The 25,885-nt window shown below is 42.8% G+C and carries 28 protein-coding genes and 1 other RNA gene; 20 read left to right on the top strand and 9 right to left on the bottom strand.

Features of this window, described 5'->3' with window-relative positions; all coding sequences use genetic code 11:
• Window positions 1-48: 48 nt before the first annotated feature.
• From RT138_RS06800 to RT138_RS06785, 4 genes are all read right to left on the bottom strand, one after another.
• Window positions 49-414, bottom strand: coding sequence for a hypothetical protein (locus RT138_RS06800; protein ID WP_093095768.1), 366 nt, complete (start codon window positions 412-414; stop codon window positions 49-51).
• Window positions 415-622: 208 nt separating this feature from the next.
• The gene (locus RT138_RS06795; protein WP_185211822.1) at window positions 623-1,612 is read right to left on the bottom strand and encodes an AraC family transcriptional regulator; all 990 of its coding nucleotides are present in this window, start codon (window positions 1,610-1,612) and stop codon (window positions 623-625) included.
• 48 nt (window positions 1,613-1,660) lie between these two features.
• Window positions 1,661-2,344 carry an AAA family ATPase gene (locus RT138_RS06790; protein WP_169918989.1) on the bottom strand — a complete coding sequence of 228 codons (684 nt, stop codon included), beginning with the start codon at window positions 2,342-2,344 and terminating at the stop codon, window positions 1,661-1,663.
• A gap of 16 nt (window positions 2,345-2,360) precedes the next feature.
• The gene (locus RT138_RS06785) at window positions 2,361-3,302 is read right to left on the bottom strand and encodes an AvrD family protein (protein WP_312696119.1); all 942 of its coding nucleotides are present in this window, start codon (window positions 3,300-3,302) and stop codon (window positions 2,361-2,363) included.
• A 209-nt stretch (window positions 3,303-3,511) separates the two neighbouring features.
• Between RT138_RS06785 and RT138_RS06780 the strand changes: the two genes are divergently transcribed.
• Complete coding sequence (locus tag RT138_RS06780) at window positions 3,512-4,489, top strand: helix-turn-helix transcriptional regulator (protein WP_185211825.1); 978 nt, start codon at window positions 3,512-3,514, stop codon at window positions 4,487-4,489.
• A gap of 51 nt (window positions 4,490-4,540) precedes the next feature.
• Complete coding sequence (locus RT138_RS06775; RefSeq protein ID WP_185211826.1) at window positions 4,541-5,662, top strand: hypothetical protein; 1,122 nt, start codon at window positions 4,541-4,543, stop codon at window positions 5,660-5,662.
• Between the two features lie 344 nt (window positions 5,663-6,006).
• Here the strand turns inward: RT138_RS06775 and RT138_RS06770 are convergent, their stop codons facing one another.
• On the bottom strand, window positions 6,007-6,477 hold the full coding sequence (locus tag RT138_RS06770; RefSeq protein WP_093095777.1) for a RadC family protein: 471 nt from the start codon (window positions 6,475-6,477) through the stop codon (window positions 6,007-6,009).
• Between the two features lie 349 nt (window positions 6,478-6,826).
• Between RT138_RS06770 and RT138_RS06765 the strand changes: the two genes are divergently transcribed.
• From RT138_RS06765 to RT138_RS06685, 17 genes are all read left to right on the top strand, one after another.
• Window positions 6,827-7,288, top strand: a complete 462-nt coding sequence (locus RT138_RS06765; RefSeq protein WP_185211828.1) for a hypothetical protein — start codon at window positions 6,827-6,829, stop codon at window positions 7,286-7,288.
• A 124-nt stretch (window positions 7,289-7,412) separates the two neighbouring features.
• Window positions 7,413-7,745: a DUF4134 domain-containing protein gene (locus RT138_RS06760; RefSeq protein WP_185211829.1), complete on the top strand. Its 333-nt coding sequence runs from the start codon at window positions 7,413-7,415 to the stop codon at window positions 7,743-7,745.
• Between the two features lie 4 nt (window positions 7,746-7,749).
• Window positions 7,750-8,076, top strand: a complete 327-nt coding sequence (locus RT138_RS06755) for a DUF4133 domain-containing protein (RefSeq protein ID WP_185211830.1) — start codon at window positions 7,750-7,752, stop codon at window positions 8,074-8,076.
• A 47-nt stretch (window positions 8,077-8,123) separates the two neighbouring features.
• Entirely contained in the window at window positions 8,124-10,592 is a 2,469-nt protein-coding gene (locus RT138_RS06750) for a TraG family conjugative transposon ATPase (protein WP_185211831.1), read from the top strand.
• A gap of 45 nt (window positions 10,593-10,637) precedes the next feature.
• Window positions 10,638-11,339, top strand: a complete 702-nt coding sequence (locus RT138_RS06745) for a conjugal transfer protein TraI (protein WP_185211832.1) — start codon at window positions 10,638-10,640, stop codon at window positions 11,337-11,339.
• Window positions 11,336-11,974, top strand: a complete 639-nt coding sequence (locus RT138_RS06740) for a hypothetical protein (RefSeq protein ID WP_185211833.1) — start codon at window positions 11,336-11,338, stop codon at window positions 11,972-11,974. Before RT138_RS06745 ends, RT138_RS06740 begins: the two co-directional genes overlap by 4 nt.
• 5 nt (window positions 11,975-11,979) lie before the next feature.
• Window positions 11,980-12,615: a TerB family tellurite resistance protein gene (locus RT138_RS06735; protein WP_237235558.1), complete on the top strand. Its 636-nt coding sequence runs from the start codon at window positions 11,980-11,982 to the stop codon at window positions 12,613-12,615.
• Window positions 12,616-12,623: 8 nt separating this feature from the next.
• Complete coding sequence (traJ, locus tag RT138_RS06730; protein ID WP_312696121.1) at window positions 12,624-13,826, top strand: conjugative transposon protein TraJ; 1,203 nt, start codon at window positions 12,624-12,626, stop codon at window positions 13,824-13,826.
• A 68-nt stretch (window positions 13,827-13,894) separates the two neighbouring features.
• On the top strand, window positions 13,895-14,518 hold the full coding sequence (gene traK / locus RT138_RS06725; RefSeq protein ID WP_185211834.1) for a conjugative transposon protein TraK: 624 nt from the start codon (window positions 13,895-13,897) through the stop codon (window positions 14,516-14,518).
• A gap of 461 nt (window positions 14,519-14,979) precedes the next feature.
• Entirely contained in the window at window positions 14,980-16,134 is a 1,155-nt protein-coding gene (gene traM / locus RT138_RS06720; RefSeq protein WP_185211835.1) for a conjugative transposon protein TraM, read from the top strand.
• Window positions 16,135-16,169: 35 nt separating this feature from the next.
• On the top strand, window positions 16,170-16,976 hold the full coding sequence (gene traN, locus RT138_RS06715) for a conjugative transposon protein TraN (RefSeq protein WP_185211836.1): 807 nt from the start codon (window positions 16,170-16,172) through the stop codon (window positions 16,974-16,976).
• A gap of 11 nt (window positions 16,977-16,987) precedes the next feature.
• The gene (locus RT138_RS06710; RefSeq protein WP_312696123.1) at window positions 16,988-17,776 is read left to right on the top strand and encodes a hypothetical protein; all 789 of its coding nucleotides are present in this window, start codon (window positions 16,988-16,990) and stop codon (window positions 17,774-17,776) included.
• A 4-nt stretch (window positions 17,777-17,780) separates the two neighbouring features.
• Complete coding sequence (locus RT138_RS06705) at window positions 17,781-18,089, top strand: hypothetical protein (RefSeq protein ID WP_185211838.1); 309 nt, start codon at window positions 17,781-17,783, stop codon at window positions 18,087-18,089.
• A gap of 71 nt (window positions 18,090-18,160) precedes the next feature.
• Window positions 18,161-18,352 (top strand): hypothetical protein, encoded by a 192-nt coding sequence (locus tag RT138_RS06700; RefSeq protein ID WP_185211839.1) that lies wholly within the window; start codon window positions 18,161-18,163, stop codon window positions 18,350-18,352.
• A gap of 57 nt (window positions 18,353-18,409) precedes the next feature.
• Window positions 18,410-19,048, top strand: coding sequence for a hypothetical protein (locus RT138_RS06695; protein ID WP_185211840.1), 639 nt, complete (start codon window positions 18,410-18,412; stop codon window positions 19,046-19,048).
• A gap of 2 nt (window positions 19,049-19,050) precedes the next feature.
• Entirely contained in the window at window positions 19,051-19,905 is an 855-nt protein-coding gene (locus RT138_RS06690; RefSeq protein ID WP_237235560.1) for a nucleotidyl transferase AbiEii/AbiGii toxin family protein, read from the top strand.
• A 96-nt stretch (window positions 19,906-20,001) separates the two neighbouring features.
• Window positions 20,002-21,561 carry a recombinase family protein gene (locus tag RT138_RS06685; RefSeq protein ID WP_185211841.1) on the top strand — a complete coding sequence of 520 codons (1,560 nt, stop codon included), beginning with the start codon at window positions 20,002-20,004 and terminating at the stop codon, window positions 21,559-21,561.
• Here RT138_RS06685 and ssrA read toward each other — a convergent pair.
• Window positions 21,522-21,890: a transfer-messenger RNA gene (gene ssrA, locus RT138_RS06680) on the bottom strand. The genes RT138_RS06685 and ssrA overlap by 40 nt on opposite strands.
• 326 nt (window positions 21,891-22,216) lie before the next feature.
• Between ssrA and RT138_RS06675 the strand changes: the two genes are divergently transcribed.
• The gene (locus RT138_RS06675) at window positions 22,217-23,083 is read left to right on the top strand and encodes a hypothetical protein (protein ID WP_313190104.1); all 867 of its coding nucleotides are present in this window, start codon (window positions 22,217-22,219) and stop codon (window positions 23,081-23,083) included.
• Window positions 23,084-23,143: 60 nt separating this feature from the next.
• Here the strand turns inward: RT138_RS06675 and hisD are convergent, their stop codons facing one another.
• The 3 genes from hisD to RT138_RS06660 form a co-directional block, all read right to left on the bottom strand.
• Window positions 23,144-24,430: a histidinol dehydrogenase gene (hisD, locus tag RT138_RS06670; protein ID WP_313190103.1), complete on the bottom strand. Its 1,287-nt coding sequence runs from the start codon at window positions 24,428-24,430 to the stop codon at window positions 23,144-23,146.
• 1 nt (window position 24,431) lies between these two features.
• Window positions 24,432-25,283, bottom strand: coding sequence for an ATP phosphoribosyltransferase (gene hisG / locus RT138_RS06665; RefSeq protein WP_185211844.1), 852 nt, complete (start codon window positions 25,281-25,283; stop codon window positions 24,432-24,434).
• A 255-nt stretch (window positions 25,284-25,538) separates the two neighbouring features.
• Window positions 25,539-25,835 carry a hypothetical protein gene (locus tag RT138_RS06660; protein WP_313190102.1) on the bottom strand — a complete coding sequence of 99 codons (297 nt, stop codon included), beginning with the start codon at window positions 25,833-25,835 and terminating at the stop codon, window positions 25,539-25,541.
• Window positions 25,836-25,885 lie beyond the last annotated feature (50 nt).

Genomic DNA, 25,885 nt, shown 5'->3' with positions numbered 1-25,885 from the left:
TCCCATATCTAATGGAAGATATGGGAACTCTAAAAAAGGGGTGCTTCACTATTCGCTGCGGAATCCCGTTACGGTGTTGTTCGTAGAGGGAACCTCATTGTTATCCAGTGCATCGAGAACTTCTTGAATGTCGGCCTTTCTTTCAGGAGTAAGATCTGGGTAGCTGCCGCTGGCGTCAGCTTCTATACTGCAGATCTGTTCAGGAACGTCGTTACACGGCAGGGGCTGCCCTAATGTGTAGTGGCTTGAATCCAGAGGATTTGTTCCGGTGAAACTCCAAGTTGCAGGGATTCTTGTTTCATTTTCGCTGGCTTTCTCTCCTGCTTTTATGGATGTTAGCGTTATGGCGCTTAGTGCTATGAGCGACAGTACTAGTCCAAGTACTGACGTTCTATTTTTATGGATTGATTTCATTTCTATTTCTTTTATTGGTTATGTATTCGGATTACATTCGCTGGGTTTGCTGTTGAAAATATCCAGCAAACCCTTGATGGGGAACAGAGCAAATTTTCTGGTATGTTTCGGCGTGCTTAACATGGTTCGTTATTCGGTTGTCCAATCTATTTCAAAAGTAAGCAGGAAAAACATCTGAGGTTAACCAACTTTGATGCGTATTATTTTTTTACTTTTTCGAAAGTGGTTGATTTTTATAGGTGCCTCGGAATTTTCTCATGGTTGTTCCGTAATGTTTTTTAAACGCTCTGTTCAAGGCGCTGACAGAGCTGAAATTGAATTTCATCGATAGCTCCAAAAGTGATATTTCTGTTTTTATTAATAGGTCAGTGATGAGTTCAAATTTCTTTTCGTTGATAAACTTTCGGACCGTTGTCCCATACTTCTCTTTAAACAGACGATCCATTTTGGAAATGGACATTCCGTTTTTTCTGGCCAGCCTTCGAATAAACTGGTTGTCGGCCTGTAAAAAATGAATCGTTAAATCGCTATGAATTTCATTGATTGTTAATGAGGTGTGCTGAACACTGTATTTCCCGTTCAGTCCTTTGTAGGCAGACAGTAATTTAGAAAAGCGATTGATGAGATAATTTTCGTAGCGTGTTTTGTTGTTTTTCGGAACCTTGAGTAATCTTTTTAAAGACATGGTGAAATAGGTGTCCATTTTTTGAGGCAGGGTTCCATTTATTTTCTTATTGTTAAAATCTGCAACAAAATCAGGTAGCAGGCTGTTTCGATGAAAGAGTATCGGAGAAAATGTGTCTAATATGCTAATGGTATAGAGTTCAATCTTCTGGTCAAGAAAGGTGATATTATACATGTCCTGGCGGGCAAACAGCAGTATCGTCTCTCCAGGATGCAGGACTATGGGACTGATGCCGTTTTTATTGGTATAGGCTATCGAACCTTTAAAAAGCATGAGCAAAACATAAACATTCGAGGTAGACTGTATGGTTAGGGAATATTCTTTTTCACAGCTAATAATATAATGTTCGATCAGCAGGCATTCTCTGTCAAAACTGGCATTTTTGATCTGGCAACGACCACCTTTTAAGTACATGTAAGCCGAACAGGGTAGTGGGAGAAAGACAGTATCTACTATTCCTTTTAGCAGTAGCTCTCTGGAGGTTATTTCAGGAAGGGTAAGTATAAATTTCATGATACATTTCATTTTGAAATGCCCTTCATTAATAAAAGTGATGGGCTTCTATTCAAGGGTTATCCGATCGAATAGACGTTCTTTGAGTTTTACCGAAAGGTCGACTGCCTCTGCCAGTGGTATTTTTGATGTTATGTTTAAGTGACTTAGTATCGTTTTCAGCCTGTTTTCGAGTGTTCCGGAAACATATATCGGGGTAATTTGAAGACTTCGATACGTATTTATCAGTATCCTTTCTGATTCCTCTCGGAAACGCTCCGAGGTAGGTCGGTGGCCATCTTCAATAAAAGGAAATTCGACTGGGAGATGAAAGAAGATGTCATAACTGTTCTTTGTATAGGTCTTGGCCATCTTTTCAAAACCAGCCAGCAACAGTTCAAAATCCCGAAATTCGCGATAGTTCTTGAGTTTCTTCCACAGCATGGTCCAACTATTCTCCTCGGGATAAGCACCGGTGATCAGCCTGGTGCTGCCATAGAGCCATTCCTGAAGTGGACAGCCGTCGCTGATGAAGCCTGTGGACAATCCAGCTTCGGCATGAACGCGCCGCTCAAAGCGTTCCATCCCCAAACGAAGCAACTGTGCATAGGAACAATCCTTTAGCGAGGTGCCCGGAAATAACCAAGGAAGGATCTCACGCATGGTTGGGGCATGGGTCGTTGGAATCCCGGTAGCTAGGGAAAGGGCGATCGAGAGGCTGGTCTTTCCAGTGCAGTAGGTCCCGCTGATCACGATCCGGGGCTTATGTTCAGGGCATCTCATGGCAAATCTTAAATTTTGCATCCATGTTGCCCATCTGGCTCATGAGCGAAACGGTCTGCCAAGCTTTCCCGCGCAGCATGGTCTGCTGGCGGAGGTCGAACTGCAGATCAACGCGGTAACAATCGGATCGGTAGGGACGCTTAAAGTCGATTTCCATGCTCCTAAGCCAAATATTGGGACAATCCAACCGATCTTTGGACAGAAGGGTATACAGCAGCACCTGCATCAGCTGTCCCGATATCCGAACGCTGTCCAAAGGACTAAGGGGATTGTCATAGGCACTGAATCCCCAAACATCCGAAGGATATGGTAACGGTCTTGATAATTGGGCAGAAATGGATTCAGTCTGTAGGTCCATGTAGATTTGGTCCAATTCGAGGTTGCGCTGCCTGTATAACTCTCGGTGGAGGGAACCTTCCCCAAAAGGCCAGAGATCAAAATCCCGAAAATCGATCTGGGTTGGGCCGGGATGGTCTATAACGATACGCACGTGGGCATTCTGTATCTTTAGTTCCATGCTTGTCAAGCCAATGTTGATCGAATTGAGATCCTGATGGGATTCAGCAATGGATATTTCAAACGGTACGGTCATTCCGCTCGTGATGTCCATTGGTTTTTTTATTTGGAGCGTAAGGTTCCGCAGGATGGAGCGGTTAATTTCATACCTGGTCAGCCGTTTCTGCTTGATGAGTATGCCCTCTGCCAAAAATAAGCCCATGGCAACATATTCCATGCTTCCCAAGTGTAGTGCCTGTTGGTTTGGCCTTTGCGGACCATCATAATGAACGGAAAAGGATCCTCGGATCTGGTTTTGTCCACCCAGGCTGAAATTGGAAACCTGAAATTGGAACCTGCTGAATCCAAAGGAAAAATAGCGGGTCTGGGAAGGACCCAATAGGCTGTCTAAGCTATCAATTGGCTGTTTCATGGTTAGCTGTATTGCTTTTAGCTAAAAGTAGGGCAGGGAACAATGATAATTTTGGCGAATGCCGTAAGAGGTCCAGTGACATCCGCCGTTTCTGCAATTATTTAACTGAATAAAATATTTGTTAACCAATGCAGCAAAAAGATTGTGATATTAATTATTAATTTATATTTTGCGAATTCGTCTAGTTTTTGAACCTAAATTTTCCAGTTATGGATATTCAAAAATTGTTATTTGAGGAAATTCGCTCAAGGATTTCCAATCCGGCCTCCTGGTCGAAGGAAATTTCCGAACTGCTGCACCTGGGCAGGGATGCGGTTTACCGCAGGGAGCGTGGTGATGTGCAGCTCACTGCCAGTGAACTAGGGAAGCTCTGCCGCCATTATGGCGTTTCGCTGGACAGTTATCTGCTTAGTGACCGGCACAATGTAGTATTTAGGCACACGAGCCTCAACCATCAGGATAGCTATAACTATACCAAATATATCCACCAGCTGCTTCTCCAACTTCAGCACATGGTTTCTTGCGAGCAAAAGGAGATTATCTTCTCTGCCGACGACATCCCTATCTTCCATTTTATGGAATTTGCCGAGCTAACCTATTTTAAGCTCTACTCCTGGAACCAAGCCGTGCTGAACCTAGGGGTCAGTTATGAGGATTTTGTTTATGAACTCAAAAAGCAGCACCTGGAACCGGTGTTTAAAAACCTACATGAAACCTACTGCAGGATCCCATCCAGGGAAATCTGGTCAAGGGGCACGATCGGGCCAATCCTGGAACTCCTGGAATACCATTATGACATCGGTAGCTTTCGAAATCAGGATAGCATTGGCCTGCTACTGGAGCAGCTCGGCCATCTCATAACGAATCTAAAAAGATGGACCAAAAGGCAGGAAAAACACGAGGGTGTGCACTTTGACCTCTACCTATCGCCCGTGAACCTGGGCATAAGCCAGATGCTGTGCCGATTTGATGGCCAGCAGTCCGTATCGGTCAAGCTCTATACCATCAATAGCATTGCGACCTTGGATATGAGGTACGTTACCGAAACCATTGATTGGATCCGTGGCGTATTGAATAAGTCCAGCTGCCTGAGCAAACTTTCGGAAAAGGAGCGGATCCATTTCTTCAACCATTTGGATGGCTGTATTGATGGCCTGGCCGGTCGATTGAACCTTCCTCAGGCCTGAGCATAGGGATGATTGTCGATTGGAAAAAATTTTTCATGCAGTTCGGTGATTATGGGAAAGGATTTAACGGAAAAATTGATGGCACTGATTGGGTGGTACGATTCCGCTTCAATGTGTGCGAATGGTGGTTTACTTGTGGATACATCTCTATCAGAACTACTGACCCAAACCGCAATATCAATCCAACGAATGTACTTCTTACGAAAAAAGGAATACCAATTTGAAAGGGAATTCAGGAAAGTACGGAATACAATCCTTTATATGTTGAAGAACCTTTCAAAGGAAATTGAACCTGATGGTTTACAAGGCAGGCCTTGCGAATGTGTCAATCTATTGGAGACATTTTTAGGGGAAATCGATGAACGGTTTTCCCAGCATTTGAACGGAAATGATCCCTTGAGCAAACGGATGGTAAAGGCATTCCAAAGGGAGCTTGACGAGTCTTTTGACCCCGCTCAGGTGCCCCTTCCAACCAATGCAGGAGATACTATCGATTTGCTCAAAAAGGTCCTCAGTGAACGGTTGGAACAGAATCCTAGGTATGGCGTATTGAAAAAACTGAGAGCCTTTATGGATAGATTTAAGCAGCATGTCCCTCAGAGTTTCCATCACCCTCCGTTAACCTGGGTCGATGCGAACCTGATCCTGTTGGATTATCGGGATGGGCTGTACATGAGCAGTTTACTCGAAAGGGTTAAAAGGGGAATCGAAAAATCGGACGCCAGTGAGCAGATTTCCTTTACGGAATCATTCGGGAAATACCTGCTGACACTAAAGAAAACCTCACGGTTGAACGGTATCAGAAAAAACCGAATGATAGGGTTGTTGGAACAGTTTATCGAAAGGTATTTGTCCCTTGAAGACAATAAAGGGGCTCGACCTCCATTTCAGGATGGAGTCAAGGCCAAGCAAAGTGGTTTGGAGAAAATTACCTGCAACCTTTCTGCTGACCAGCTTGCGCTCATCCTGCGTGCCATGGATGAAAGCCGATTGGTCGGAGCCAAATCCATGAACGCGGTCTTTCGGCAGATCATCCCATTCCTAAGTACCGACCGCAAGGTAAATCTTTCCTATGGAGCGGTCCGCAGCAAAGCGTACTCTCCAGAAGATAGGGACCGACAGGTTGCTGTTGGCCTGCTGGAGAAGATGATCGAAAAGATCCAAAGCTATTGAAATCTGCAATTATCCCTTACTTACTTACTTATTTACTAACTTCATCTCGTTTAAGGACCGAATCAAACGATTTATCCTTTTGAATGTTCTCTGTTCTACCTAAAGATCGGTTCCTATTCCTAAACTTGCTGAAGAAGGGAAGTAATGAGCGGATCAAAGAACATAACTTTCAAACTGGTGGAATCAACATAAACCCCTCAACTGAACTATCATTAAGTTGAAAGTTAGCCTTATTTATCCATGCACAGCGGGTTTGCTTGTAAGTTGTGAATTTTCAAATTCCATAAAAAAAGGCTTATGGAACCCTATCCTATAAGCCTCAATAAGGTGGAATAAGCTCGTAATTATAGCCTTCCGGAATCCTTGAAAGAATAATAACCATCTGGAGATATGATCAGATGGTCCAGTACGCGGATGTCCAGCAACCGTGCTGCCTGGTCGATTTTCTTTGTGAGCAGGATATCAGGGTCACTGGGAACCAGGTTTCCCGAGGGGTGGTTGTGCACCAGGATCAAAGCTGAGGCATTCGCCTTGAGGGCTGCGGTAAATATCACTTTGGCATCCACTGGAGTGGCATCAATACCACCTGCAGAAACTTGATAGATTCCTAACACCCTATTTCCTGTATTGAGCAATAGAATCTTAAATTCTTCGGCATACTCTATCCTTTCTGCATTCCAACAGGTGAGCAGTAGGGAATAAACCTCTTTGGAAGATGTGAGCTTTGGTCTTTGGGAAGGTCGAACTGGGTTTTGGTAAGATATGCGTACTTCGGCAACCTGTTGCCATTCCTGTTGATTTTGTTGAGTTTCCATAGTTTTCAGTTTTAAGTTTACGAATGGAATGAATTATGGCATCTGGTGCGGATGAAGGAAAGCAAGGGCAAAAAGCAACGGAATAAATGAAGGGAAGTTGGCTGGGACAGTGTTTATGCCGGAATTTTTTGTTCCGCCTCCGACCCGAAGTCCGGACTTCATGGCAGAATTCTTTCCAGGGAGTAAATGATAAAAATGCCGCTCTGGAAACAATTTGGGACGGGAACAGGGAACAGCAGAGGAACAAGAAGAAAGTTGTTCTTTTTTGCCAAAGCGTCAACCGCTTACTTTGATCTTAGCAACGGACAGGTGTCTGTTTATTAGAATGATAACCAATACGTAAAGCGTCATGAAAGAACTGAACTGGAATCACTTTATCTTGCTCGCCATGGTATCGACCATGCTCTATTATTTGATTTTGCTGGTGGTTTTTTACCGCAGGAGGTTTTTGAGTTTTTTCGAAGGGCAACTCAAGGCAATCGAAGGTTCAACTCAGCAATTTACACCTTACCAAAATACTAGGAATGAACGAGCTGAAGATAGCCAAGAGGATCAAGACAAAGGTTTTCAGGTGGAAATGGAATTGGACCGGTTCTGCCAAAAACTCAGAACGATCTTTAAACAATCGCGAATCGAGGGTAGTGCAGAAGATCTCCATATAAACATCTTAAGCCTGCTTATGCAATATCCCTTATTATGTCAAGTGGAATTAAGGCCTTCCATCGAGGAAATGATTCTTCAGGAATCCAAGGATATGCAAGGGGAGCTTAGCCAAAAACAGATGGATCGGATCTGGAAATCGATCGCATAAAAATATAGCGGATGTCCCCTCACAGCACCAGCAGCGTTGGGGCAATTGGAGAATAGGGAGAATGGTTGCCTGTTGACCGGGACATTCCGCTTACCAAAAAAAGTAAAACTTAACCCACATAGTGATGAAGGAAATTGAAGGGAATCCAAGGAGGTGGAAGCAGCAATTGTGCAAATTGATTTTTATTGCCTGCTTGCAGGTTCATGAAATTGCTTTTGCCCAAGATGGCCTGGCAGGCATCAATGAAGCCAATGAGAAGGTAAGGAGCTATTTTGATTCCGGCACCAAGTTGATGTATGCCGTAGGGGCAATACTAGGACTTATAGGAGCGGTCAAGGTATTCCAGAAATGGAACAATGGAGATCCTGATACAGGTAAGGTCGCGGCGGCATGGTTTGGAAGCTGTGTGTTTTTAGTGTTGGTAGCAACGGTCATCAAATCGTTTTTCAACGTATAGGAAAATGGCAAGTGCAGTTTACCCGATCAATAAGGGCATCAATCAACCCCTAGAGTTCAAAGGACTCAAAGCGCAGTACATCTGGTATCTGGCTATCGGAATACTCCTGTTGCTGTTCCTGTTTGCGGGGCTTTATTATCTGGGAGTCCCAAGTATGCTATGCTTGGCAATCATAATAACCTTGGGATGCATTCTTTTTATCCAAATATTTCGCTTTAGTCGGAAGTATGGACAGTATGGCCTGATGAAAAAAATTGCCAAGTCACAGTTACCTAAAGCTATTCGGAGCAGAAATAGATCCGTCTTTCGTTTGGAAGAAAGATTTAAATAATAATAATCAAATCACTTAAGTAAGTCCCTAAAATATAAGATACAGATATGGCAAAGGAGAGGTCGATGGAAGCGTTGTTTCCAATATTGGAAATTGAAGGTAATGCATTGGTCAGTAAAATGGGCGATCTGACGTTGGCCTATGAACTGGTGCTTCCAGAAATATTTACCTCAAGCGAACAGGATTTTGAGGATTTTCATCAAGCTTGGGTGCGTGCTTTGCGGCTGCTACCCAAGCACAGCATCCTGCATAAGCAGGATTGGTTTCTAGAAAGTGTCTTTCGAGCAGAATTTCGACCCGATCCTAACAGTTTTATGAGCCAATCTTCAGACCGACATTTCCATGAACGTCCATTTCTTGACCATCGATGCTTTTTGCTACTCAGCAAATGTGTCGAACCTAAACGAATTGTCAATTCGCTTTTTTCGAACCTGATCAAGCCTAATCTTGTTCCACGAAACATTTTGGAGGATGACTATGCGGAACGTTTTCGGGAATGTTGCCAGCAATTCGTGAACATCCTTCAAGAAAGTGGACTTTGCCGAATTCGAGATATGAGGCATGACGAGCTAGAGAGTACATTGAACCAGGCAGGACTGCTGGAACGGTACTGTACACTTTCGTCAGGCAACGAGCCACTCTTGCTACGTGACATTGATCTAAGCAATGACATTCGAATTGGCGGAAAAGAGGTAGGCTGTTATACCCTCGGTGATGCGGAATCCCTTCCATCGCTGTGCGCAAGCCGCATGAACTACGATAAATACAGCACAGACAGGAGCAAGTTCAGCGTGGGTTTTGCTTCGCATTTGGGACAACTGCTTCCCTGCAATCACCTGTATAACCAGTATATCTTTTTGGAAGATGCCGAGCAGACCTTAAAAAAAATGGAAGGCAAGCGTTTGCGTCTACAATCCCTTGCAGCTTACAGTCGGCAGAACCTTATTGCTAGGGATGCGACCAATGCTTTTTTAAACGAAGCTTTTGCGCTGCAGCATCAAGCTGTCAAAGCGCATTTTAATATTCTGATCTGGTCAGAAGAGGAACAACAACTTAAAAAAGCAAAGCAACTGCTTTCATCCTCCCTTGCGAGCATGGACTGCCGGATCAAAGAAGAAACGGTAGGAGCAGCTCAAATTTTCTGGGCAGGGATACCTGGAAACGCAGGTTCTTTTCCTATGAACGAATGCTTCGATACCTTTACTAACCAAGCCAGCTGTTTTTTGAATCTGGAAACAGGCTATCGAAGTTCGATTAGTCCTATTGGTATCCGACTTGGAGACAGACTTAGCGGAAAGCCACTCCATGTTGACATCAGTGATGAACCTATGGAAATGGGGATCTGTACGAATCGGAATAAATTTATCTTGGGACCTTCAGGAAGTGGAAAATCCTTCTTTACCAACCACATGGTCCGAACTTATTTTGAACAAGGCTGCCATGTGGTTTTGGTGGACGTTGGACATTCCTACCAAGGACTTTGCGAGCTGGTTGGAGGCTATTACTTTACCTATACCGAAGACAATCCAATCCGGTTCAATCCTTTTTACCTAGGACAGGGGGACCCGCTGGATACCGAAAAAAAAGAAAGTATTAAGACACTGCTGCTCGCGCTATGGAAAAAAGATGACGAAGCTTTTCGCCGTTCAGAATATGTTGCCTTATCCAACGCCATCAGCGGTTTCTATGAATATCTTGCCCTAAAGGACGGAATTTTCCCCTGTTTCGACAGTTTCTATGAGTACCTCCATGGCACTTTTCGTCAAACGGTGGCTAGGGATCGTGTGAAGAGGCAGGATTTCGATATCGATAATTTTCTCTATGTTCTGCGTCCTTACTATGCAGGAGGTGAATTTGACTACCTTCTCAATGGCCAAGACAAGTTGGATATGCTCCACGAAAGGTTTATAGTCTTTGAGCTGGACAACATTAAAGACCACCCGATTCTATTTCCCGTTGTTACCATCATCATCATGGAAGTTTTCATCAGTAAGCTTCGAAAAATGAAAGGTGTGCGTAAGATGATCCTGATCGAAGAAGCGTGGAAAGCCCTGATGAAGGAAGGTTTTGCTGAATATATCAAATACCTTTTCAAGACGGTCAGAAAGTATTTCGGTGAGGCGGTCGTGGTGACCCAAGAAGTCGATGACATCATCTCTTCGCCTGTGGTCAAGCAAGCCATCATCAACAATAGCGATTGCAAGATTTTGCTCGACCAAAGTAAATATCAAAACAGATTTGATCAGATCCAAGAACTCCTTGGTCTGACCGAAAAAGAAAAGGCACAAGTGCTCTCACTGAACCGAGCGAATGATCCTAATCTGAAATATAAGGAAGTCTTTATTAGCCTTGCAGGTGTCATTAGCAAAGTTTACCGTACGGAAGTGTCGAAGGAGGAGTATCTGGTCTACACGACCGAGGAACGCGAAAAACTTCTCCTGCGAAGTTACATGGATGCTCAGCATGGGGATGTTCAAAGTGCTGTAAAGGCTATGGTTAAAGATATCATCCAGTAAATAACTGATCAGTATATAAACTTTAATTAATTGGTATATAGGGTTATGAAAAAGCATTTTATCGTAATTATGTTGCTTTTTTTGTTCATGCATATTGTGCCAAACCGGCCAACGGCCAGTGCACAATTGGTCCTTTCAGAAGTCATCAAGGCGGCGATAAAAAAAGTAGTCAAGGCCATGGATTTGAAAGTTCAGCGGCTGCAGAACAAAACAATCTGGCTTCAACAAACACAAAAAACAATAGAAAATCTACTCTCCAAAACTCGTTTGGACGAGATTGCTGCCTGGAGTTTCCGTCAAAAGGAAACATTTGCATCCTATTATGAATCGCTCATGAAGGTAAAGTCAGTCTTAGTCCAATTTAATCAGGTGAAGGAGATTATTCAAAAGCAAGTCGCTATGGTAGGAATCTATCAGCGAACTTGGAACGACCTTAAAAAGAAAGACCATTTTACAGCAGAAGAACTGCACTATATGGCCAAAGTGTATGACGGCATCTTAGCGGAAAGCTTAAGTAATGTCGAGGAGCTTACCAGTTTGGTGAGTTCCTATTCTTTTCAGATGAGTGATGGTGAACGCATGACACTAATCAATGTCCTAAGCGATCGAGTCGAGGATAATTACCAGAGCCTTTTACGGTTCAACCGGCAGAATAGCTTGCTCAGCCTGCAACGGAGTAAATCCTTAAAAGAGGTTCTGCGAATCAAAAAACTCCATGGAATCCCTGATAAAAATTTAGAACGATGAGAAAATGGATCGCCTTGGCTTGTGCAATCCAGTTGACCACAAGCCTAGTTCAAGGGCAAACACTAAAAGAATGGATCCGGCAGAAGAAGACTCAGCAAGAATACCTGCTGACCCAGATTCTTGCCAACCAAATGTACCTAGATCTTTTGACTAAGGGTTACCGTGTATTTCGTACCGGAATGGGCATCGTAGCCGAATGGAAGCAAGATGAATTCAGGCTCCACAATACTTTTTTTAGATCCCTTGGCCTAGTTCGCCCTGCTGTACGTCGATTCGGAAAAATTGCTGAGAGTACGGCCATCCTGATGGAAATTGTCGCTATGCATCGCCGGCTGAGCAAACGCCTAACAGGAAGTGAACTTTCCCAAGTAGAAAAGGAATATATGCGATCTATGTTGGAAGGTATCTTAAGGAAAAGCTTTACGAGTTTTGATCAGCTTGTGGAATTATTGGAGGAATCCTTTGACCTTGAAGATCAGCAAAGATTGATTCGTTTGCAGCAAATTCATGAGCATTTGAAAGAGCATCTCCTAATGATCCGGGAAGTGGAGATAACGACGAATTACTTGGAAAGTAATAGGATTAAGGAGCTGAAGCGATCTTCTGATATGCAAAGGCTTCATCAACAAAAGTAAAGAAAATGAAAGCGATAAAACCGATAATTTTTGCCTTCTTGATGATCTTGGTTCAGGCACTGCCAGTTAGGTCACAATCCGCTGAGGTGGTTCAACTATTGCTCAATGTGGAGAAGCTGGCACAGTTCAAAACCATATTGAAGCAAATGAAACAGGGCTATAACATCCTTCAAGGCGGCTACCGTACTGTAAAGGATCTGAGTGCCGGTAATTTCAACCTACACAAAACCTTTTTGGATGCACTGCTTCGCGTAAGTCCAACGGTGAGGCGATACCATAAAGTTGCCGACATCATTCAAATGCAGCTGAATATCATCGAAACTTGCCGAACTTTCAACAGGCAACTAAATAAGAAAAATCTTTTTCAAGACGGGGAACTGAGCTATCTGGTAAAGATTTATCAAGGCCTGTTAGATCGCTCGTTAAATAACTTGGAGGAGCTGGTGATGGTCTTAAGTGATCGAGCGCTCAGCATGAACGACTCCGAACGGCTCCATGCGATCGATGGAATCCATGATGAAATGCAAGAGATTACGATTTTTCTAAGAAAATTTTCCAATGATTCCAAATTGCTGCTGCTTCAGCGCAAGAAGGAAGTGAATGATGTAAGATCCATTCGAAAGCAAATTGAACAACCTTAAAATTCTGGATGATGAAACCTTTACTAGTATACTTGGGCTTGATTCTATTTGCTTCTATGATTCCCTTGGTATCCAAGGGGCAGGGAATTGCCCAGGAAATGCAGAGTATGCATACTGTCTTGGAGCAACTATACGCGGAGATGATGCCCCTTTGCAGCACACTGATCGGTGTAGCCCAAGGGATTGCCGGATTTGCTGCGACGTGGTATATCGGTTCTAGGGTCTGGCGGCATATTGCCAATGCGGAACCGGTGGATTTTTATCCCTTGCTTCGACCATTTGTCATCGGCTTCTGCATTGCCCTGTTTCCATCGGTCATTTCGCTGATCAATGGCGTGATGAATCCGGTCGTATCAGCTAGTTCGGCAATGGTGAAGGATTCAAACCGCGCGATTGAAGTGCTGCTTGAAAAAAAGGAAGAAGCCATCAGGCAAACCGATTCTTGGCAAATGTATGTAGGGGATACCGGAGAAGGAAATCGTGATAAATGGTATAAATATACCCACGGTGAAGATCCTTCATCAGAGGGAATGTTGGATGAAATTGGCAATGATATCAAGTTTGCCATGGCCAAAGCATCCTATAATTTCCGCAATTCAGTCAAGGAATGGCTCAGCGAGGTCCTGCAGATCCTGTTTGAGGCCGCCGCACTATGCATCAATACGCTGCGAACCTTTCAGTTGGTGGTGCTATCCATTTTAGGACCCTTGGTATTCGGCATTGCCGTGTTTGACGGCTTTCAGCATACCCTGACGGTTTGGATCGCCAGATACATCAATATCTTCCTTTGGCTTCCTGTTGCCAATATCTTTGGTGGTATTCTGGGCAAAATCCAGGAAAATATGCTCAAGCTTGACCTCTCACAACTCGCCGATCAAGGAGATACCTTCTTTAGCCGGACGGACCTGGCGTATTTGGTTTTCCTGATCATCGGTATCGTGGGCTATTTCAGCGTGCCTTCGGTAGCCAACTATATCGTGCATGCGGGAGGTAGTTCGGTGCTGGGTCAGAAAGTTGGAAGCCTGATATCCAAATCCAGTCAAGTGGTCCTCAGTGGGGGCGCTGCTGCAGGGGGAATGGTCATCGATGCCTTAGGTTCAGCCCATAATAAAATGACCCAAGATCTGTCGGGAAGCAGCCAGTCGGATCCTTATTTCCCCCATGAGAGAAAGGGGGATTCCTATATGGACGATAAATTGAAAGGGCAGTAATCTATGGGTAAGAAGTATCCAAAATAAGTAAGGTGCTTGATTAAGGTTATGATTAAAAAGGAGGAGATATGTTTGGAAAATTAAGAAACTTGGATCGTGCATTTCAGCAAGTACGCCTATTCAGTCTATTGACTGTATCTGGGAGCCTTATACTGAGCTTTTATGCACTGTATCAGAGTTTCAGGTCAGTACGCGGCATGCAGGACCGAATCTATGTCCTTGCACAGGGAAAAGCCATGGAGGCTTACGCCAGCAATCGCGGAGAAAATTTTAACGCCGAGGCAAAAAGTCATATCGCAAATTTTCACCAGCTGTTCTTCAATCTGGTACCCGACGAGCAGGCTAACCGTAAGAATATCCGAATGGCGCTGTACTTGGCGGACCAGCGTGCCCACCGCGTCTTCTCGGACCTCTTGGAAAGCGGGTATTATACCAACTTGGTTTCGGGAAATGTCAGCCAGAAGATCGCAGTTGATAGTATCCAGCTTTTTGAGCGTCAGCTGGAGATGCATTTTCGCTTTTTTGGTAAGCAAACCATCACCAGAAGTAGCCAAGTCGTCGTTCGCTCGCTCATTACGCAGGGGGCTCTAAGAGAAATCGAGCGATCGGACCATAATCCGCATGGGCTACTGATTGAACAATGGAAGACACTGGAAAACAAGGATATTGAAGTCACCCAAAGAAATCGATAAATCCATATTAAAAATGTAAGAATCTTGGAAGGAGGGGAAGATGGAAAGGTTGGATATGGTTCTTAAAGATCGGCATGCAATCGCACTAAAAAAGAGATCAGTGGCGTTGCCTCGGGATCCCGTGTTTTGCTTTATTACGGTCTCAAGTGTGCTGGTGCTGGTACACATCTATCTACTAATACGTTTAATAGAAATGGTTCCGGCAGTATATCGCGTGCCGCATGAATTTCACCTGCATCGAAGCACACAGCTGAATTTTCCTCCTCCTATACAGCCAATCATTCTAAAACACGATACTTTACAAATGGATCCCTGCTATTACCCATGTACTTCCAACGACTTTTTAAGTAAAAATAAACACCAAAATAAATCGCATGAATAAAATGAAACAATTCCGATGGAGCCGGCGCAAGCAGCAGCTGCTTTTTGCCGCCCCACTACTGATCCTTCCCGTTGCCGCTATGGGATTTTGGAGTATAGGAAACCTTGGACAACATAAAAAGGAGACCTTAGACAGCTTAAAAAATGGAACCTTGTTGGATGTTCCACAGGCACAAGTTTCCAGTAAAGGACAACCGGACAAAATGGATCTTTATGCAAATAGCGTATTCCTTGAGGATGGCCAACCTATAACATCTGTGCCTCTGAACCAGAATTGGAACCAGCAGACGGGCGACAGCATTCAAGACGGAGCATTCTCGTCAACAGACGATGCTTTTATGAACCTCGAGACAGCGAATGAAGGTTCTCAACAAGCGGCAATGCTGGAAAAAAGCTTGCTTGCGCTTCAGGCCCAGCTGAACCAACAACCCCCTTCATTGCAGGAAAATCGATACGAAAACATGCCAAGCACGTTAACTTCTCCCATTTCTTCAGATGTCGAAAGGCTTGAGCTGTTGATGCAAAAGATGGAAACGGGGAATACGGAAGACCCAGAACTCGCTCAGCTTTCAAGCATGCTCGAGAAAATCATTTTGATTCAGCATCCCGAACGCCTGCAGCAGGAAATGCAGGAAGAAGCTCTGGCACTACAACCCGCTATTTATGGAGTGACTTCTGATCGGGATCTTGTGCCGCGAAGTTTGATGCTGGATACCATTGTTGAAGGTGAAGTAGAGGGATTTTTTGGACTGGGTGATCCGGGGGAAATGCAGCTGCAACAGGAAAAAGCCATTCAGGCTGAAATCTACGGAGAACAAACGGTTGTCAATGGATCCACCATAAGGATAAGCTTGAGAGAGGATGTTCAACTTGCTGGTTCAACGCTAAGGAAAGGCAGCATGCTATTCGGTGTGGTCGGCCTGCAAGGCGATCGACTTCAGGTCAAGATCAGTGGAATTCGTATGGATCAGTCTTTGCTGCCCGTGGAATTAGCGCTCTTTGACTTGGACGGGATTGCGGGCATCTATATTCCAGGATCCATCACCCGGGAAGGTGCTAAGAACGCTTTAGATCAAGGAATACAAGCCATGCGATTCAGTGAATTGAATGAATCGCTGAGTGGAAAGGCGATCGATGTGGGAATCGATGCGGCAAAGGATCTGCTTGGCAGAAAAGCGCAGCTAATCAAGGTGACCATTAAGGACGGTTACCGGGTCTTGCTCAAGCAGAAATAATAAAGAGGCAACAACATTTATTCAATAAATAGATCATGAAAAACATTCTTATGTACTTGGCAATCCTTGGGATCTGGTATCCTTGGAATGCCACGGCTCAGCAGAGGAAGCCGACGAACCTCGCCATAAGCCATAACAAAACCACCAATATTGTCTTTCCTTTTTCCATTGTTGGTGTTGATCGCGGAAGTCCGGATATTTTGGTGCAGAAAGCCCAGGGTGCGGCACACATCCTGCAGGTAAAATCTTCCATCGCCGATTTTGACACCACAAACCTCTCGGTTATTACAGGAGACGGACGTCTGCACAGCTTTATATTAAGCTATGCAAAATCACCAAAGGAGCTCGAATATGTCGTTCCTAAAATTCGCAGCGGACAGATTCCGGGGTCAAATGCCAATGAGGAGCGCTTGGAAACGAATATCAAATTATTAAAACTGCTACCTTCCGATAAGCTGATTAAAGGTCGTAAAGCATTCGGTATGGAATGTGCGCTTCAGGGATTATTCGTGCAAGATAACCTGTTTTATTTCGTATTCCAGATCAGCAATAAATCGGCTATCGATTATGACATGGAAAACCTGAGGTTCTTTGTCCGGGATAATAAACAGGTCAAAAGGACAGCATCCCAAGAACTTGAAATCAGCCCGATCCCTATACCTAAATGCAACGTATCGGTGGCAGGTTCTGCAAAACAAAAAATCGTCTATGTGCTGCCCAAATTTACGCTGGCCGATCAAAAACACCTACTGGTAGAAATCAAGGAGAAAGATGGCGGAAGAAATTTTGAAATACGACTGAAAAACAAAGACCTGATGAAGGCGAAATGGATAAACGATTAAATATACCTATCATGAACAGCAAAAATTTTGAATACCTACGTGAACAGGTCAAGTTCACCGGTTTCGGAGAAGGATTAGAGAATGAACTAAGAGAAGCCTTGGTTCAAGGGAAGCCGACTTTTACCTTGGACTTCCATGCCCAATACCAGGAAGACTACCTGAAGGCAAGTCTAAACTTCAGCAAATCCAAGGAAACGGATTTCTATTTTTTCAATTCGTACAAAATGGAACTTCAAAAGCAGGGCGCTAGTCAAGAGCTTAGCCAGCAATTCTATATCCATAAGGGAAAGAACATCACGATGAAGGAAGCCTATAACCTGCTCAGTGGCCGTTCGGTCTATAAAGAGTTAACCAACCAAAACGGTGAGGACTATAAAGCTTGGCTGCAATTGGATTTTAGGCAGACAGACTCGTTTGGGAATTACAAAATGAATCAATATCACGACAACTACGGATTTGATCTATCCAAAGAATTGGATGGGATCGGTATCGAATCATTCAAGGACCAGCAATACCGAGATGAATTTCTTGATTCACTGAAAAAGGGAAACCTACAATCTGCGAGCATGCTGCGAGGTGAAGAGACGATCAAGATCTTTGTAGAGGCAAATCCGCAATACAAAACCATAAATATCTATGATACCAATAATAAGAAAATTAGCCAATCCATACCTCAACATCAACGAAAGGAACAAGCACAAGAAGAAAAAAAGTCTGCGAAGGTGAAAAGGGGAACAGCAGCTGATGGAGAATCTGCAGAAAAGCCATCCAAGCGAAAAGTAAAACAATCCTTAGGATAATGCCATGCATTCAGGAAATGGATTGGAGCTGATCAGCAAGTTTATGAACGGAATTGTAAGCGACGGTCGCATCGGTTCGACCCATATTGCGATATATACTGCCATTTGGATATATTGGCTGGAATGTGATCGGCCAGCCTATATCCAGGCCTATTGTCGACAGATCATGCCTATGGCTAAGATCCGGGCATCAAGTACCTATTACGGGTGTTTATCTGATTTGAATGATTTTGGTTACTTGCATTATGAGCCCTCATACAACCGAAATAAACCGAGTCGTATAAGTCTATATAGAATGGAGACGGGATTTTGAACTAACGGGAAATTAGAAAATGGTGCTGCCTTGTCGATTATGGAAAGGCAGCATTTTTTATGAAGAGATAGATGATGAATGAACAAGGGAAAGGAACACCAATGAAAATGAACCGGAAGGTTCAGTCTGCTGAGGCTTTGGATGTAGAACGCCAAAAGACCATTAAACTATTGGCAGAAATCATCCTTCAGAACGTGCTGAGAAGATACCTAAAAACTGATTTTGGAGTATGGGGATATAAAAGACCGTCACGAAGAAAATAAATGTTAAATAATTTTGCTTAAATCGGATTTATTCCGATTTTTATTTAAATATTTAACATGAAAGTCGAAGATGCCTTATTGAATTACCATGAACAGGTGCTTACACGCCAAATTCTACTGAGTTTGCTGAATGATTATCAACGTCCCAATGACAAGATCAGCGAAATGATTAAACAGGGTAAATTGATTCCATTGAAGAATGGACTGTATATTCCTGGCCAGAACTTGCGCATAGATCCACCTAGTCATAAATTAGTTGCCAACCATCTTTGGGGGCCAAGTTATGTATCTTTGGATTCTGCACTTTCGTATTGGGGAATGATTCCAGAAAAGGTTTTTGAGGTATTGTCCTGTACCACTAAATTGGCCAAGTATTATCAAACGCCTATCGGCCGTTTTCGGTATTACCATGTTGAAGAAAGCTACTATTCATTGGGAATTAAAAGTGTCGAGTTAACAGAAAGACAAAACGTTTTGATAGCGAGCCCTGAAAAAGCACTCTTTGACCGGATCATCCTCACTTCGGGTATTTTATTGAGAAGTAAATTGCAAACTGAATCATTTTTATTTGAAGATCTACGAATGGATGCAGATCAACTGTCCATGTTGGATGTCCAAATGATGGAGGAATGGTTGAAGTTTTCACCTAAAAAGAAAAGCCTTGAATGGTTAATTAGGGTCATTAAAAACAATTGATTATGATGATAAAAGAATGGCTGGCTTCCTATGAACCAAAGAATCAAGAACAGGCATTCTCTGCCCTTCGCGAGATTATGCAAGAAGTAGCCTTGGCTGGTCTTCAACGATCTGGATTTTTTGAGAAAGCGGCATTTTATGGAGGTACTGCCTTGCGTATATTTTATGGACTGGACCGATTTTCAGAAGACTTGGATTTTTCATTGCTATCGAGTGATCCTGAGTTTTCGTTAGAACCTCATTTTAAAGGACTGGTGGAGGAGTTTGCTAATGTTGGGTTGCAAGTTAGTATTAAGGAAAAGAAAAAGACTAAAGAAACTTCGATCGATTCAGCCTTCTTAAAACCGGAAACAGTCTGGAGAGAACTAATCCTAGAAGGAATGGTGCTAGAAGCGGGCTTGGGTGCAATGGTTGGTCTCAAGATCAAATTGGAGGTGGATAAACAACCACCACTGCGTTTTGAAACCGAGGAGAAGCTTCTGCTCAAACCTTATTCTTTTTATGTCAAATGCTTTACCAAATCCAATCTATTTGCAGGAAAAATGCATGCATTACTATTTCGTAAATGGCAAAATAGGGTCAAGGGTAGGGATTGGTATGACTTAGAGTGGTACATCAGAAAAGGAGTTCCATTGAATCTGGATCATTTCCTAGCCAGAGCGCAAGATACAGGAGAATGGACGAATTCAACCATACAGAAAGAAGAAATATTGGATCTTTTGAAGAATCGTATCGACTCTGTATCCTTGGAGGCGGTGAAGGAGGATATTGTCAAGTTTATTCCAGATAACCAAAAACTTGATATCTGGTCAAAAAAGTATTTTTTGGAACTCATCGAACAACTTAAGTTTGAATGAGCTCAATACCCGATAAAAAATGTCAATAATAGCATATAGAATCGGAATTTTTCCGATTTAATGTTGTTTATTTAACAAATCCATTCTGTTAAAATTATGAAAAAAGGGATTCGATATTTAAGGTTCAGTAACTATGACCAAAGCCGTCACAGCATCGAACGACAAGATTTTATTACCTCGCAATGGACAACTAGCGCGGATGTTGAAATAATCGATACTTTCAGGGACGAAGGTTATAGTGCCAAAACATTCGATCGACCGGATGTAAAAGCTTTATTTTCATTTATCAAAAAGAACCATCGGGAAATTGATTACCTGATTGTTTCTGAACTGACACGCTTTAGCCGGATTACGGGAGATGCGATCAACATGGTCATGAAAATCCAAAAGGAATACGCAATAAAAATCGTAAGTGCAGGTCGGGGAATGGTATACGATGTTACCGATCACAGTTCTTACTTTATGATGGGACTGGAATTTCTTTTGGGTGATTCGGAAAACATCAAGCGGCAGAACGATATCAACTGGGGTATATATTCCGCCAAGGCTATCAAAGGGAAATATATTCATGGTGGTGCTGCGCCTTACGGTTATGTAAAGGTGAGAAGCGAACGCGAAATGAAGTTGGTAATCGATGAGGAGGAAGCGCAAATAATCCGGAACATCTATGATCTATTTTTAAAGGATGTCCCCATCTATAAGATTCAGGAAATTGCCATATCCCAAGGGTTCCCGCATACAGGCAATTCTAGCATCCATCGTATTTTAAAGAATCCACTGTACAGTGGATTCCAAAAAGTAAAAGCATGGAAAAACAATCCTGGTGGTATGTTTCCGGTAAAAAATGCAGAACCTATTATCGATCAATATTCTTGGAACCGAGCTCAAGAGAAGTTCCGGAAAGAAGAACGGACAGTTGTTACTTTGCATGAGGATATCCCACTTCGAGGATTGTTACAGTGTCACTGTGGACGTTATATGACTGGTGCCGCCTCCCGTGGAAAGACAGGACAATATTATTACTATTACCGCTGCAGGCTAACCTCGAAGCATAACAATATCAGTGCAATAAAGGCGCATGAAAAACTCCTCGATATCCTGAAGTTAATAAGTCTCCCTGAGGATCTCATTCAAGATGTTCGAACGCTGGCCACAGAGCTCTTGAACCATCAAGTTAAAGTAGAAAAACAGCGCAAAGAAAATAGAAACAAGGAACTTGCCGCAGCCGAAAAATCCTTGCGGTCGGTCGAGGAGAAATGGATCAACAATAGTATTAATCAGGAGACCTATTCCAGATGGCATAGCGATCTAACACAAAAAATACAATCGCTAAAACTAAATGATTTTGATCTTGGAAAAGATAAAGAAAGGCTGAAAAAGATCTTGAATTCGGAGTTGAATAAGCTCTCGGATCTATCGAAGCTCTATGAATCATCAAATGTCATAGATAAGCGTACGCTACTTTCAAGGGTGTTCAATTTGGGGCTCATCATCGATAATGGGAGCTATCGAACTCTCAAAATCAATCCTTTGTTCAATCGTAATGTTCAGAAAATGAGTGAATTAGGGTTGTTAAAAGTTGCAAAAAAAGGGATTGAAATGTCTTCAATCCCCTCGGGTGGAGCCGGAGGGATTCGAACCCTCGTCCAAACATAGTATGATTTACGCTTTCTACATGCTTAGCTTCTCTTTGATTGTCGGGAGAGGGAAGGTGAGTCGCTTACCTATACCGTACTCCGTAGTTGTTGTTTCTCGTCCTTACTTAGCAACGTCGCAAGGACCAGTCCTACGATTCGGTGCCTCGGATGTCAAGCGGTAGAACAAAGCTTGACGAGACAAAAGCTAAATCTTAATTCTAAATTAAGCAGCTAAGGCGTAGTTTTCTTCGCCATTTGAAAAGTTGAAAGTTCAGATTAAAGTGCTAGACTAACAATGCACTGCATGCTTACATAACCATCGCTATCCTGTCAATTCCGGTCGACCCCGTTATGTATGGGCAACAAATGTAATCAATTTATATGACTTCAAAAACCCAATTAAGTTTAATTGGATAGGATTTTATAAACATATTTGCTATATTACTGTTTTAAAAGATGATAAGTTAAAATATTGTCCTGATTGAATTAATATTCGTCCACTTTATGAATATTGTTTCTAACATCAACGCTTTTTTAGCAGCAATATAGAAACTCAATTCAACTCAAATTACACAAAACTGAAAGCAAAATAAGCTTCAAAGAATTAATGACTAGGTTTTGATCATCAAGACCTGTAAGAAACAAAATACTGAACTATACAAAAACTATAAACAATGGCTGAGGAAAACAACGCGAAAACAACAGCTACGGAAACTGCAGAAAACAACAGTCCCGTTAAACCTGTAAGAGCAAATACTAGAAAAGCTCCTGCAAAGACAACTCCAGCAAATAAACCAGCTGCGAAAACTCCAACCCCGAAACCTAACCCGAGTTCTGGAAATTCAGGTGGCGAAGGTGCAGGAACCCGTGCTCGTAAAACTTCTATTCCAAATGTTAAAGTTAGTCCTGTGATTGCTGATACTTCTGCAAAAACGGCCAGCAAGAAAACAGCAACAGCTAAAGCTACCCCTGCAAAACCTGCTGCAGCAAAACCTGCTGCGAAAACTTCAACTCCAGCTGCAAAATCAGCAAGCCCTGCTAAACCAGCAGCTGCAAGCCCTGCTAAACCAGCGGCTGCAAGTACTGCAAAAGCTCCGGTAGCGAAATCTACTGCTGCAAAGGTAGAACCTAAGGCAGCCGTTCCTACAAAAGCTGAAGAGGTGAAAATTGAAAAAGAAGCTTCTTACAAAGAGGGAGTTCCTAACAATAAAACCGTAAAGGAAAATCCGGAGAAAAAAGCAAAGGATAAAAAAGCTGACAAGAAACCTGTAAAAGCTGCGAAAGCAAAAGATGATAAGAAAGCTAAAGACATCAAAAAGAAGAAAGAGGAAGCTAAGTTAAAAGAGGAGAAGCCAAAGGCGAAAAAAGCTCCTAAGAAAAAAGCGAAAAAGGATTCTGTTAAGGCAAAAGATGAAAAATCTTCTAAAAAAGCGAAAAAGAACGAGGGTAAAACCCTAAAGAAACTTAAAACTGCTTTCGCTGAAATTTACCATAAGATCGTTGGTGACGATAAAGGTAAAAAGAAGAAGAAAAAGAAATAATTGAGGAATCAATCGAAATTGAAAAGGGATGTCCACTCGGATATCCCTTTTTCTGTTTCATTATTTTTTGCGGATGCTCACGGCATTCTTATGGGCATGTAAGCCTTCCAGTTCCGCCAATATTTCAACGGTAGAACCGATATGTTGTAAGCCTTCCTCTGAAATATGTTGGAAAGTAATCTTCTTGACAAAGGAATCTACAGATACACCTGAATACGATCTGGCAAAACCTGAGGTCGGTAGGGTGTGGTTCGTTCCAGATGCATAATCGCCAGCACTCTCAGGGGTTAAGTGGCCCAAGAATACCGATCCTGCATTCAATACTTTATTGATCAAGTCTTTCCACTCATTGGTCTCCAAGATCAAGTGCTCCGGAGCGTACAGGTTCGAGAATTCCATGGCTTCTTGAAGCGTATCTCCAATGACCATGTAAGAATTTTGCATCGCTTTCTCCGCCAATTCTTTTCTCGGAAGAACTTCCAATTGTTTCTTCAGTTCTTCCTGCACGGCATCGGTTATTGTTTTCGAGGTTGCCACTAATATCGCTTGGCTGTCGATCCCATGTTCAGCCTGCGCCAATAAATCAGCCGCTACAAAGGCCGGATTGCAACTTTCGTCCGCAATGACCAATACTTCCGAAGGTCCGGCAGGCATGTCTATACTGACATCCGTCAAGCCTTGAATCAGACTTTTTGCCTTGGTCACAAATTGGTTCCCTGGTCCAAAGATCTTGTTGACCTTAGGGATGGTTTCCGTACCATACGCCATCGCAGCCACGGCCTGTGCTCCACCAACCAAGTAAATCTTATTGATCTGCAACAGTTTCAAACAATAGGCTACGAATCCATTGATCTTGCCATTGTTCTGCGGAGGTGAACAGACCACAATCTCCTTGCATCCCGCTATCCTTGCCGGTACACCGAGCATTAACAATGTGCTTGGCAAAACGGCCGATCCACCGGGAATGTACAGACCTACCTTTTCGATGGGTCTTACTTCACGCCAGCATTTCACACCGGGCATGGTTTCAACCGTACGCTCGCGTTTCAGCTGGGTCTGATGAAATTTATGGATATTCTGGAAGGCGATTTCCAGAGCGCGCATCTGGTCACGGGAGATGGTCGATGCCAAGGCATCGATATCATCCTGTCCTAAATATAGCTGCTCAAGATCTACCTTATCAAATTTCTTTGCATATGATTTCAAGGCCTGATCGCCATGCTCCTTAACTTCCTCCATGATATTGAGGACCGTATCTTGGATCGCATGGTTCGGATCGGTGTTCCTATTCACCAATTCCTGGATCTGCTCCTTGCTTAAGTCTTTATATAGATAAGTTTCTAGCATGTTACATAATGATTTTTTCGATCGGCATCACGACAATACCTTGTGCGCCTGCCGCTTTTAGTTTATTGATTTTCTCCCAAAAATCATCCTCAGAAATTACGGTATGTACAGCTACCCAGCCTTCTTCAGCCAATGGAACCACCGTTGGGCTCTTTACCCCATGCAAGAGTTCGGTAATTTGCGACAGGTTCTTTTTCTCCACGTTCAATACCACATACTTCGTTTCCTTTGCACGCAACACCGACTGGATTCTTTGCAAAAGTTCACAGATAATCGGGTTTTCTTCCAAACCATCTCTACCGATCAATATCGCTTCAGAATTTCTAACATCCACAAAAGGTTTCAACCCATTGCTTTTTAAAGTTCCACCAGTCGATACAATATCACAGATAGCATCACTAAGCCCAAGTCCCGGAGCAATCTCAACCGATCCAGAGATCATTTGGATATCTGCATTGATCTTATATTCGTCCAAAAATTGCTGTAAGATATTAGGATAGGAGGTTGCGATGGATTTGCCGTTCAGGTCTTCTAGGCGGTCTATGGTTGAGTCTTTTGGAATGGCTAATTTTAAGGTGCATTTCCCAAAACCTAATCGCTGTAGATACTGAACATTGGACAGGGTTTCCTCAATTACATTTTCTCCAACGAGACCGAGGTCTGCAATACCCTGTTCAACATAACCGGGGATATCATCATCTCTTAAGAATAATATTTCTAGGGGAAAGTTGGATACCGTTGTAATTAATGAGCTTTTATAGTTTTCGAAGTCCAATCCGCAATTTTTAAGCAATTGAACTGATTTTTCGTTTAATCTACCTGATTTTTGGATAGCAATTTTGAGATTTTTCAAAATGTAGAGTTTATGTTGAGTGAAAAAATTATTAACAATAAAGAATCTGGGGGTAACTTGCGCTCCACGTAGAAGCCAATACTAATATCTATCGCCACAATGGCGATGATGCATTACGTATTGATGTGTACAAGCGTTCTTCATTTTAATAATGCAACAAAAGTAATGGATATCACCTTTCTATGCAAGGAAATTATTAAAAAAGAATGCAATTGGGTTTTCGGTCTTAGGCTAGCGTTGTGGGGTTCTAATATTTTAAAGCATGGACCAACTAAACCAACCTGTGAATATAATCTGGACGAGTAAAAATAACTTCGCTAAGAAACCAGGTGTTCGGGCAAAATAGATGATGGAGAAAATGCTAAGGACAATCGCTGAAAAGATAAGTAGGGTATGGTCGATTTTCCATAGGTTCCCAAATCGCTGTTGGGCCTCTTCAAAACCATTGGAGTTTTCAATTAAATATATCCATGTGCTAATATAGAGCACATTCAGCAATAAAGAAAAATAAGCTGCAACGATCTTAATGATATTCCATGTTCTAGCACTCATGATCAAATTTTAGATACTTAAATTTAACCATAAATTAATGAATAACCAAT

It is taken from the genome of Sphingobacterium sp. (assembly GCF_032065005.1).
Lineage (GTDB): Bacteria > Bacteroidota > Bacteroidia > Sphingobacteriales > Sphingobacteriaceae > Sphingobacterium.
Note: the sequence above shows the minus strand (reverse complement) of the source record. Positions and strands in the feature narration are given on the sequence as shown.